The sequence below is a fragment of the Treponema sp. R80B11-R83G3 genome, from assembly GCF_054786115.1.
The window spans coordinates 26,746-39,344 of sequence record NZ_BDHF01000005.1 but is presented as its reverse complement, the minus strand read 5'-3'; the positions used below and the strand labels follow the sequence as shown (position 1 = coordinate 39,344).

6 protein-coding genes are annotated in these 12,599 nt (G+C 43.5%); 2 read left to right on the top strand and 4 right to left on the bottom strand.

Features of this window, described 5'->3' with window-relative positions; translation table 11 throughout:
- Position 1: 1 nt before the first annotated feature.
- Positions 2-2,266, bottom strand: a complete 2,265-nt coding sequence (locus tag ACYVRH_RS01535; protein WP_461255168.1) for a hydratase — start codon at positions 2,264-2,266, stop codon at positions 2-4.
- Between the two features lie 67 nt (positions 2,267-2,333).
- Between ACYVRH_RS01535 and ACYVRH_RS01530 the strand changes: the two genes are divergently transcribed.
- Positions 2,334-3,875 (top strand): leucine-rich repeat domain-containing protein, encoded by a 1,542-nt coding sequence (locus ACYVRH_RS01530; RefSeq protein WP_461255167.1) that lies wholly within the window; start codon positions 2,334-2,336, stop codon positions 3,873-3,875.
- Between the two features lie 106 nt (positions 3,876-3,981).
- Here ACYVRH_RS01530 and recG read toward each other — a convergent pair whose 3' ends face one another.
- From recG to dnaE, 3 genes are read right to left on the bottom strand one after another with little or no spacing between them, the layout of a single operon-like run.
- The gene (gene recG, locus ACYVRH_RS01525; protein ID WP_461255166.1) at positions 3,982-6,048 is read right to left on the bottom strand and encodes an ATP-dependent DNA helicase RecG; all 2,067 of its coding nucleotides are present in this window, start codon (positions 6,046-6,048) and stop codon (positions 3,982-3,984) included.
- The gene (locus ACYVRH_RS01520; RefSeq protein ID WP_461255165.1) at positions 6,048-6,635 is read right to left on the bottom strand and encodes a YggT family protein; all 588 of its coding nucleotides are present in this window, start codon (positions 6,633-6,635) and stop codon (positions 6,048-6,050) included. The genes recG and ACYVRH_RS01520 overlap by 1 nt, the downstream gene beginning before the upstream one ends.
- The gene (dnaE, locus tag ACYVRH_RS01515; protein WP_461255164.1) at positions 6,635-10,594 is read right to left on the bottom strand and encodes a DNA polymerase III subunit alpha; all 3,960 of its coding nucleotides are present in this window, start codon (positions 10,592-10,594) and stop codon (positions 6,635-6,637) included. The genes ACYVRH_RS01520 and dnaE overlap by 1 nt, the downstream gene beginning before the upstream one ends.
- 177 nt (positions 10,595-10,771) lie before the next feature.
- Between dnaE and ACYVRH_RS01510 the strand changes: the two genes are divergently transcribed.
- A complete protein-coding gene (locus ACYVRH_RS01510; protein WP_461255163.1) occupies positions 10,772-12,550 on the top strand; it encodes a tetratricopeptide repeat protein in 1,779 nt (592 codons plus the stop codon).
- Positions 12,551-12,599 lie beyond the last annotated feature (49 nt).

Sequence of the window (12,599 nt, the reverse complement as noted above, 5' to 3'; positions counted from 1 at the left end):
ATCATTTTTTCCCGTAATAATTAATTAAACAGCCGTCTGTCAGTATTTGCCTCTCTGCGTCCGTAAGTCCGCCTAAAGCGGTTTTTATCTCTTTGACGGTTTCACCTAACACGTAGCCTGTGATTGCCTCTTTTTTATCTTGAACGGCGGACTTGATTTTCGGGAAGAAAATATAATCGCCGTTTGAGAAAGAAGTTTCATCGGTAATAAGGAAGGGAAGTATTCCCCAGTTTATTAAGTTTGATCTGTACCTTTTTGTCGCGTACTCAAGCGCGAAATTCGCGCCGCCTCCCAGTACGCGCTGGCAGGAAGCGGCTTGCTCTCTTGCGGAGCCGTCTCCGGGCTTGCGGGCAAAAATAGCGCTTGCTATGCCCATTTCGGAAAGCCCGACGCTTGATAAGCCTTCAATTGCCTGGATTTTTTTCAGTACTTTTTCCAGTTCGCCGTCCGCTTTTCCGTTACTCCTTTGCTCTTCAAGGGTTTGCGCTTCTTTTGCCCGGCGAACATAATTCGGGGCTTTTCTGCTTAGAGTGAATTCTGCCAGCTTTAGCGGATTTGAACGGTACGATGAAGTTTCTCCTGAGGGGATAAGCTCGTCGGTAGTGGTAACGGAATCGGTAATAAAACTTACCACTTTTAATAAGAGGTTTTCAGGAAGCGCGGGCATTTTTGGCCAATCTTTGATATTGGGGCCAAACTTTAATTCCGTCTGCGGTTTTGGGTTTCCCACGCCGTTGTACACGCGTTTGTCGTAAATGCCCTTGTCAAAAAAGAACTTGTATTTGCCGTATTTTACGTCAATGTCAGTCGCTGCGGTAATTTTTCCGCCATTTATCGCAGTCACTGCAATTGATCTCGCGTCCATAAGGGCGACAGACGCGATTTGCCCGTCATTTGGCTTGGAGCCTTCGCGGTTGGGGAAATTGCGCGTAACGTGGCGGATTGAAAGCTCGTTATTTGCCGGAGTGTCTCCCGCGCCGAAACACGGGCCGCAGAAAGCTTCGCGCACTAGGACTCCCGCTTTCATAAACATTTCCACCGCGCCGTTTTTCACCAGTTCAAGATACGTAGGCTGGCTTTCGGGATACACGCTCATGGAAAAATTGCTTTTTCCTGTCGAGCGTCCTTTAATAATGTCCGCCGCCGCCATTATGTTGGAAAAAATCCCTCCTGAACAGCCTGCTATTATCGCCTGATCAGCCCACACTCCTCCGTCATGGCATTTAACGCTAAGATTCAGATTAAGGCCTGTCTCTTTGTTTTCTTCTTCTATTTTAGCAAAAATATCTTTTGCGTTTTTTTGCAGTTCTCTAATAGCGTATACGTTACTTGGATGGAACGGAAGAGCGATTTGCGGCTCTATTTTTGACAAATCAATCTTGATAAAACCGTCATAATAGGCGACGACTGCGGGTTTTAGCTCTTTGTAATCGTCTCCCCTGCCCCGCTCTTTAAGATATGTTTTTACCTTGTCGTCTGTTTTCCAAATTGACGACCAGCAGGCGGTCTCCGTAGTCATCACGTCAATCCCGTTGCGGAAATCAATTGTCATTTTATCAACGCCGTCTCCGATAAATTCAAGCGCCTTGTTTTTTACATAACCGTTTTTAAAAACCGCCCCGATAATCGCAAGCGCCACGTCCTGAGGGCCGACTCCCCTCTCCGTCTCTCCTTCAAGGTAAATCCCTATTATGGGAGGGGACGGCATATCGTAAGTTCTGCCGACAAGCTGTTTTGCAAGCTCTCCGCCGCCTTCGCCGACCGCCATAGTCCCCAATGCGCCGTAACGGGTATGGCTGTCAGAGCCAAGAATCATTTTGCCGCAACCTGCCATCATTTCGCGGTTGTAACTGTGAATGACTGCAAGGTGTGGCGGCACATATATACCGCCGTATTTTTGCGCGGCGGAAAGCGCGAATACATGATCATCCTGATTAATAGTTCCCCCGACCGCGCACAGGCTGTTGTGGCAGTTAGTCAGCACGTAGGGCATTGGAAAACGTTCCATCCCGCTTGCTCGCGCGGTCTGAATTATCCCCACATAAGTAATGTCATGGGAAGTAAGGGAATCAAATTTAAGGCGCAGATTAATATCATCGCCGCCATTATGCGCGGATAAAATACCGTATGAAATCGTCCCCTTCCTCGCCCGCTCTTTTGACGCGTCTACGCCGCGCCGCGTCAATTTAGCCGCCGCATCCCCGTCATCGTTAATTATTTCTTTTCCTTCTATTAAGAACGCTCCACCGTTAAAAAGCTCTACCATATAATCCCCCGTATTTTTACTGTAATATAACATTGACGATTTGCCAATATAATGGTTTAATATATATATGGCTTTATCACCGCTTGAAGAATTAGACCTTCACTGGAAAGAAGAAGACCCCACCTTAGGCATCATGTCCGAAGGCGTGCAGTGCAAGGACATGAACGAAATTATCGAGCATATTTCCAAGGTAAAAGATACAGTTAAAAAAATCAGCCTGAAAAACCAGCCTGCCCTTACTGAAATCCCCGATATTTTAAAGGAGTGCGCGAAGCTGGAAGAACTGAATGTTTCGCATACTAAAATTACCTCAATTCCCGAATTTATTTTTTCCCTGCCAAACTTGCGCGTTTTCTCCTGCTGTTGCAGGGAACTTCCTAAAATACCGTCAGGTCTTGCCAAAGCGCAAAAGCTGGAAAAATTGCACATTAGGATTAACGAGAAATGGAATTTTCCCGAAGATATAGCGTCATTAAGCGAACTAAAAATCCTTACGCTCGACATTTATTCTTCGGCGGCGTTTATAAAGGATTTAAAAAAATTAACTAAACTTGAAGAGTTGAAATTGTCAATAAAATATGAGAGCGGGGCTGCTCTAACTTTGCCTGATTCTTTTATGAATCATCAGGCGTTAAAAAAAGTGACCATTGTTGATATTATTTATAAAAACTATAAAATCCTGGATTTTGAGAGGACGGCGCAAATACTTTCATCATGCCCTCAATTTGAATCTCTTACGCTTTTCGGTTTTACGATTAAAAAACCAAATAATCTTTCAAAACTTACCAGTCTTAAAGTGCTGGAACTTAGGCATTTAAAGATAGAGGGAAAAGTTTTTGATTCGATAAAGGATTTAAAAAAACTTGAAAAACTTGATATTTTTGGCAGTGAATTTAATATATATGAATTGCCTGACATATTCGGCAATTATAGCGAACTTCGTTCTTTTTCATTTGCCGGAAATTTTGTGAGGAAACTTCCGCCGTCACTGTTCCTCTTAAATAATCTTACGACGCTGGAAATAGGCAGTACGGGAATTTCCGTAATAGACGAAAAAGTCGGCAACCTTAAGAACTTGACAGGACTTCAGATTTACGACAATATGCTCGAAAAACTTCCCAACAGCATATTTACCCTGCCTAAACTTGCCGTTTTAAATATTGAACAAAATTTTATCAAACAGCAGGATATAGCAGCCATAAAACAAAAACTGGCCGAGTTAAGCAAGAAAGGCCAACAAATCGAATTCACATGCGGAGACCAGGGACACCGCCTCACCGTAAAAAAACTGCGGGCGTTGAATTTCTTTGAGTCAATTAACAGTTCGGTTTATTACAGTTACTGCATGGCGGCGATGTACGAAAAACCAAGCTCGATTAAATATGTCAGGGACAATTTCCTGAAAGATAACGAGTATATTCAAGTTTGCCTTGAAGCCGCCCTGCGCAATATTTACCCGGATTTTCTTGTCCACGTAAACCACAAACGCCTAAAACGCGAAGATTACGAGCGCATCTGCTGGGCGGCTATTTTGCATCTGCCTTCGACTATTTCCAAAATGGTTGAACCTACTAAGGAATTGCAGGCGCTGGCGGCTAAACGGTTTTAAATTTATATTACAAGAAATTCTACCACGAACCACACGAACAACGACAAGATGTGTGCAAAAAGTTCGTGGTGTTCGTGTGGTTCGTGGTAAAATTCTTCATCTAAATCTACAGAGCAACTTCACCAAACGGCGGCGCTTGTTCCAGTACCCTCGCGATTACGCGGTTGTTTTCCAGTAACAGATCGGGATCGTTTTCTAAGATTGAAAACACGTCGTTTCTGGCTCTTTCTAAAATTTCCATATCGCGGATTGGGTCGGCAATGCCTAAGAACAAGTAACCCGATTGCTCAGTCCCCGCTATTTGTCCGGGACCTCTTAATTTTAAATCTTCTTCCGCTATTACAAAGCCGTCGTTATTTTCCAACATCACTTTTAAGCGGGTCTTGCCCTCTGGCGTAAGGTCGTCTGAAAAAACAAGAAAACAATACGACTGCTCCTCTCCCCTTCCTACGCGCCCGCGTAATTGATGAAGCGCCGACAAACCGAAACGCTCGGCGTGTTCGATAACCATGCACGCGGCGTTCGGCACGTCTACCCCAACTTCTACAACGCTGGTCGCGGCAAGTATTTTTATTTCTCCTTTTCTAAAATTGTCCATTATCCGTTTTTTTTCTTCTTCAGGCAGTTTGGAATGAATAAGAGCCGTTTTATATTTTGGGAAAACTTCATCCTGAAGCCTTTGCGCCATAGAGACTGCGTCTTTTATTTCCTCGCCGCCCTCGATTAACGGGTAGACAAAATAAGCCTGCCTGCCCTTCTCCATCTCTTTGCGGACAAAATCATAAACCTTTTGTTCATTTGACTGTTTCGCAAGATGTGTAATAATGGGCTTTCTTCCAACAGGCATGTCTTTTATCACGGTAACGTCCATATCGCCGAAAACAGTCAACGCCAATGTACGCGGAATGGGAGTGGCGCTCATCATCAATAGGCCGGGCTGCTCTCCTTTTGCCATTATAAGAGAACGCTGCGTTACGCCAAAACGATGCTGTTCGTCTATAACGACAAGTTTTAAGTTTCTATACTCGACATCTTTTGAAAAAAGGGCATGCGTCCCCGCTATAATATCAATATTTCCAACTGCAAGGTTTTTTAGCAATTCTTTGCGTCCTTGCGCTTTTATATTTCCCGTAAGAAACGCAATGCTTACTCCAAGCGGCTCCAAAAGACGCGCAGCGTTTTCAGCGTGCTGGCGGGCGAGCAATTCCGTGGGGGCCATAATCGCCGCCTGCCCATTGTCTTCAATGGCGCGTAACGCCGCTAAAAAAGACACTAAAGTTTTCCCGCATCCGACATCACCCTGCAAAAGACGCGCCATTGGAATGTTAGATGACATATCCCTGTTTATTTCCATAACGGCGTTTTTTTGCCCATCCGTTAAAGAAAAAGAAAGCCTTTCTATAAGCCTCTTTTGTAAAAGCGAAATATTTTCATTTTTGTTTTTATCGTTTGCCAACTCAATTTTTATTTTGCTTCTCCTGTCTATCGCCCTGCGGGCAACCATAACTTCCATGTAAAAAAGCTCTTCATAAATGAGCGTTTTTTTAGCCCTTTCAAGCATATCTGCGGAAGTTGGAAAATGTATCTCTTTTAACGCCTGCGCCTTTGTTAAAAGATTTTCTTTTTCTATTATCGCGTTTGGAAGCTCGTTTTCCAAATCTTTAACATATTTATTTATAGCGCAAGATATAAAATCCCGCATTTTATCTTGAATAATGCCCGCCGTCAGCGGATAAACAGGCAGTATTTTTCCAAAATTCTTCCCTTTAGACGCAGGCTCTACTTCAAAAGAGCTTGACTGCAATTCGCCGTATTTATATTTAAAACTGCCACAAATCATATATTTTTGACCTGTAATAAGCAGTTTGTCAAGCCTTGGGCGGTTAAAACATACAAGCGCCGCCTGAGTGTTTTCGTCTTCTATATAAATTTTTAATATTCTCATTCCGCCGTAACCGATCCATTTCCGCGCAAAAACGGTAACAACCGTGCAAACTTTACCGCTTTGATACGCTTTTAACGGGACAATTTTCACGCGATTTTCCCAATCGCGCGGATAGTGAAGAAGAAGGTCTGCGGCTGTGCGTATTCCAAGCCGCGCAAGTTTTTGCGCAAAGGAAGAGCCTACCCCGTTTATCGTGTTTACAGGCACGGATAAAGAACGTAAAAACATTATATCGGCAATTTATAAAGAATACCGGAAAGAAAAAATACAATAAACTTTCCGCCGGCGAGTATTAGAATTAAAAGTAATAATGATAAAATTATTCCTTTTAAGTAACCTCCAATTTTTTTGCCAAAAAATATTCTGTTCATTCTATATAAAAGCGGCTGTGTTACGGAATCAATAATGCTCCAGAAAGGGCTGTATATATTGCTGTTAATAAAATAACCTATAAGGCGGATGATAATTACGATAATAAAAAATCCTATAATAATAGAAAAAATATTCCATATTGACAATAATATTTGCGCAAGAATAAGCCCGATAGTTATTCTTTCCGCTACTGAAAGAATGCGAAATATATTCTGAATAAAAGAAAGAAATACAATCGCGGGAATTACCGAAAAATCAAAAGTGCCTATGGTTAAGCGTAATTTTTGCCTCCACCAGTCAAGGTACGGGTCTGTAATTTTATTTATTATTTCTACGGGTTTTCCGCTGACCATGTTCCCAAACCATGAAAAAATTATTCGTATAAAAATAATTATTGAATAAATACCGGTTATTCCAGCCAAAATTCCAAAAATAAAGCGCATTATTTCCTCCATGCTTCCGCAACGCATTTACACTGTTTTAAGCCTTCCATCACATATCCGTTACCTGACATATCAAGGCCGGACGCGGCGCGTATTATTTTTTCCTCACTATTAACGGGAATGTGTATAAAAATAACATTTAAACCGGAATTTTCCGCAAGATAATCGCGTAACTCCAGCATTTCATCTTTATTATCCGACGCGCCTTTATGCAGTCTTATGTGTATCTCGTCAATATGTTTTTCGGTATTTTTTAAAAGATCAGGCGCGGGCAGTTTTTCATTGGCGGCTGCTTTTTTTGCGGCGGTACGGCTTAAAAAAGGCAAATCAGCCATGCTTGAAACTTTAAAGCTTACCTTTCCCTGTTTTAATTCGTTTTCCGGATCTATGCTTCCCTTTAAAGCGATCATCTCATCAAGTTTAAGCAGATGTCTGCACTCGGCGTATACTTTGGAAAAAAACACAAGGTCAATTTCGCCTTCAAAATCCTGTAATGTCCCGAACGCCATGTCGTTTCCTTTTTTATCTTTAAAATCCCTTATCGATTTTAAGAAACCTATAACCGTGTAATTTCCTTTTTTCGCCTGCAAGATATACGAGCTTTTTAAATCCGCCATGTAAAGCCATGTGTTTTTATGCAATTTATTTTTTTCGTCCAATTCTTTAACTTCTTTTAAGACTGACGGCACTTCCTGTTTGCTTATAACGCCATCTGCCAGAAAACTGTACCTGTCTTTATCTTTTTGATAATCAATTTTCCCTTTTAAGATGACGACAGAATCGTCTTTGATAATATTCTGACACCTTTCCCACGGGCCTGAAAAAAATGTGACTTCTATCTCGCCGTTGTAATCTTCAAGAGTTGCAAAGGCCATTTTGCCGCCTTTTGCGGTATTTATTGGTTTTATATTTTTAATTAATCCCACAAGAACGCAATTTCCTGTTTTATAAGTGTCAACCTGTCCAAGATTTACGTTTACGACATCCTGCCATATTTCCTTGTATTCATCTAACGGATGGCCCGAGAAATAAAAACCTATTAACTGTTTTTCCTGATTTAATCTTTCAGCGTGGCTTACAGGCGGAAATTCCGTAAATTTAAAATCGGGCATGCCGGCTTCGTTTGAATCTCCAAACAGGTTTGACTGTCCAAGCTGTTTGTCTTCTTTTCTTTTTTGCGCGTATTCAATAGCTTTTTCCATATTACCTGCAAGCGTCTCGCGCGAAATTTTAAAATCATCAAAAGCTCCGGTATTAATAAGAAGTTCAATAACTTTTTTGCTTACGGCTTTTATATCTACCCTGTCCAAGAAATCCATAAAATTTTTATAATGGCCGTTTTTCCTGCCGCGCATAATTTCATCCGCCGGTGCGTCGCCTACGCCTTTAATCCCCAGAAAACCGTATACAATCCTGCCGTCCACTACCGTAAAAAGTTTATCGGAATAATTTATATTGGGAGGATCGACGCTTATTCCCATTTTACGGGTTTCAACAATGGTGTATAAAAGCCTGTCGGTGCTTTTTATTTCGACTATCAATGTCGCCGCCATGTATTCCGCCGGGAAATTTGCTTTAAGATAGGCGGTTTGATACGCCAATACCGAATACGCGGCGGCGTGGCTTTTATTAAAACCATAACCGGCGAAAGGGACAAGCATATCGTAAATCGCCCCCGCCCTCTGCGCGGAGTATCCCTGTTTCGCCGCGCCTTCCAGAAACGGTATTTTTTCTTCATCAATAATTTCTTTTTTCTTTTTTCCCATGGCGCGGCGAAGAAGATCGGCTTTCCCCATGCTGTAACCGGCTATTATTCTTGCCACCTCCATAACTTGTTCCTGATAAACAATAACGCCGTAGGTTTCTTTAAGAATCCCCGCAAGGCTAGGATCGGGATATGTGATTTGTGTTTTGCCGTTTTTGGAATCCACAAAGCGCTGAATATTCTGCATGGGTCCAGGCCGGTACATGGCGTTTAAGGCCGTTAAATCTTCTATGGACGCAGGTTTTGTCTGTCTTAGGATATTTTGCATTCCATCGGAAGCAAACTGGAAAACAGCGTGGCTTTTTCCTTCACCTAACATTTTAAAAGTTTTTTTGTCATCTTCGGGAATATCTTCAACATTAAAACTTGAATATTTGCCGCCGCGCCGCCTTATTAACTCTTGCGTGTGTTTGATAATATCAAGGTTTTTTAGGCCGAGAAAATCCATTTTTACAAGGCCGCATCCTTCAAGAAAGTCCATGCTGTACTGCGTGGCTATATTGCCGCCTTTTTCCTCACGTTCCTGATAGAGAGGCACCAATTCAATCAGCGGTTTTTTTCCGATAACGATACCGGCGGCGTGTATGCTTGAATGGCGGTTAAGGCCTTCCAATTTATACGCAATGGCGAATAATTCCGTAAAACGGGGATCGCTTTCCAGTTCCTTAAGGCGCGGCTCTTCTTCTTTCGCTTTGTTTAATTTAATTTCAGGGTCGGAAGAGATAAGTTTTGTAATCATTTCCGATTCGGATATTGATATTCCCAATACTCTTGCCACGTCCTTAATTACCGCTTTCGCGCCCAATGTCCCAAATGTGATTATCTGCGCCACCCTTTCTTTGCTGTATTTGCGCGTAACATAATTTATTACATCCTCGCGCCCTTCATTGGCGAAATCAATGTCAAAGTCGGGCATTGATATGCGGTCAGGATTTAAAAAGCGTTCAAAAATAAGGCCGTATTTTAAAGGTTCAATGTCGGTAATGCGCAGGGAATAAGCGACAATAGATCCCGCCCCGGAACCGCGTCCCGGTCCTACGGGAATATTTTGCTCTTTCGCGTAATTTATAAAATCAGCGACAATCAAAAAATATCCCGTATACCCCATGTTTATTATCGTATCAAGCTCATACTCCGCCCGCTTTTTTATGCTTTCCCATTTATTTAAATCATTTTCTTTTACTTTCGCATAACGCTTTTCAAGCCCTTCGCCAGTCAGGTGCCTTAAATACTCGCTTGGTTCTTTAAAACCTTCGGGGATTTTAAACTCAGGCAAATACTGCGGCAAATCCTTAGTCTCTATTTTTGGTACGTCCGCGTTACACCTCTGCGCGATCTTTACCGTGTTTTCAACCGCCTGCGGATAATCGGCGAAAATTTCGGCCATTTCATCCCCGGTTTTAAAATAAAACTGATTCCCGTAATATTTTTTCCGCTTTTCTTCAGTGCGCGTCTTTCCCGTTCCAATGCAAAGAAGAACGTCATGCGAAATATAATCGTCCTTATCAAGATAATGAACGTCGTTTGTAGCGACAAGCGGAATATCGGTTTTTTTTGAAATATCGACAACCGCCTCGTTAATATCTTTTTGAGACAAATCGCCGCCCCTTAAGCTTCCCGACGGAATGCCGTGATCCTGTATCTCAAGATAAAAATTGGGGTTCCCATCGGCATCCTTGCCGAAAAGATCGCGGTAATAAACAGCCTTTTTTTCAGCCTCATCCGTTTTACCCGCCTGAATAAGGCGCGGAATTTCACCGGAAGCGCAGGCGGAGAGCGCGATAAGTCCTTCGTGGTAAATAGATAAAAGTTCTTCGTCTATCCGAGGCCTGTAATAGAAACCTTCCGTGTACGCGAAAGAACATAATTTTACAAGATTAAAATAACCCGCGCGGTTATAGGCAAGAAGGACAAGGTGGTAATATTTATTTTCGTTTTCGGAACCTTTTTTTTCATGGCGCGAGCCGGGAGAAACATAGACCTCGCAGCCGATTATCGGTTTTACGGGTTTTTTTCGTTTTTTATGACCGCAGGCGGCGATAAAATCCATCGCGCCGAACATATTCCCGTGATCCGTAAGCGCAAGATGAGTCATCCCCAATTCTTCCGCCCTGTCCGCCAGAGACATTACGGAAACTGACGCGTCCGCCAGCGAATAGTCGGAATGAACGTGGAGATGTATGAATTCGGTCATTTGTTTGATGATAGTTTAAAATTAGAAGATAAACAAGTTGGTTATTACGAACAGAAGACTAAGAAGTTTACCTCTATGTAGAAAGCCGGTAAGTAAGACAACCTTCCAAACAAAAATACTAATAACTATTTACTATCCGCTATTTATGGTATATTATTACTTATTCGGGAGTATACAATGAAAAAATTTGCGGTATTTATTACATTGATGTTTTTTCTTACGGCGGGGCTATTCGCCCAACAGAAATACGCTCTTGTTATCGGTAACGGGAATTACACGGGTATTGGAAAGCTTAACAATCCGGTTAACGACGCCAATGACATATCTACCGCCCTGCAAGGGCTTGGTTTTAACGTGGACAAAGTTCTGGACGCGAACCTTGACCAGATGGAAAACGCGATAATGAAGCTTAAAAACCGTCTTTCGGTATCAAAAAATTCCTATGGCTTTTTATTTTACGCCGGTCATGGGGTACAATCCGGCGGAGAGAACTATTTAATTCCAGTGGGGGCGAACATACCCACTGAAAATTCTCTTAGGGAAAGGGCGGTATCCGTCCAATGGGCGCTTGCGGAACTGAACGACGCGGGAAACGATTTAAATATGGTAGTGCTAGACGCTTGCAGAGACAACCCCTTTGCATGGAAAAGAAGCGGCAACCGAGGCCTCACGGTAGTTTCGAACCAGCCCGCAGACAGCATCATAGTATACGCGACCAGCGCGGGTTCCACAGCGGCGGACGGCACCGGCAGGAACGGCCTGTTTACCTCCCACCTGTTGAACAATCTTAAAACGCCGGGACTCGCGGTAGATGAAGTATTTAAACGTACCGGCGCTGATGTCGCCCGCGCAAGCAACAGAGCGCAGATACCCGCCATATACAGCCAGTATTTTGACACAGCGTATCTTGGCAACAAACCGCAGACCATTACAACGACGCAAACCACACAGCCGCAACAGACTGCTACTCAGTCAGCGCCTTCCGCCACCGCAAAGGCCGCTTACGACAAAGGCGCTGAGTATTATAAAAAAGGCAGCTATACAGAAGCCATTTCGGAATTTGATCAGGCCATACGGCTTAGTCCCAATTACGCAGTTGCCTATAATGACCGGGGCAATGCGTATTACGTCAAGAAAGACTATGACCGCGCCATAGCGGATTACAACGAGGCGGTACGCCTTGACCCCAATTACGCCTATCCCTATTACAACCGGGGCAATGCATACTATGACAAGAACGACTATGACCGCGCCATAGCGGACTACAATGAGTCGATACGCCTTGACCCCAATTACATGAAGGCCTATTACGGCCGGGGCAATGTGTACTACGTCAAGAAAGACTATGACCGCGCCATAGCGGATTACGAAGCCGCCCTGCGGATCGATCCGAACTATGCCAATGCCAAGACATGGCTTGAAAACGCCAAGAAAGCCAAGTCGGTAACCACGCAGCCTCAGCAGACTGCTACTCAGTCCGCGCCTTCCGCAGCCGCGAAGGCCGCTTACGACAAAGGCACTGAGTATTATAAAAAAGGCAGCTATACAGAAGCCATTTCGGAATTTGACAAGGCCATACGGCTTAGTCCCAATTACGCCGATGCCTATAACGACCGTGGCAATGCGTACCACTACAAGAAAGACTATGATCGCGCCATAGCGGATTACAACGAGGCGATACGGCTTGGCCCCAACGACGCGGATGCCTATTACAATCGGGCCAATGTGTACTACGAAAAGAACGACTATGACCGCGCCATAGCGGATTACAACGAGGCGATACGGCTTGACCCCAATTACATGAAGGCCTATTACGGCCGGGGCAATGTGTACTACGTCAAGAAAGACTATGACCGCGCCATAACGAACTACGAAGCCGCCCTGCGGATCGATCCGAAATATGCCAATGCCAAGACATGGCTTGAAAACGCCAAGAAAGCCAAGGCGGGAAAGTAACCTATACAAGAGAAAAATGAAGAAAGAATTTGTAACCTACAGCGAAGCG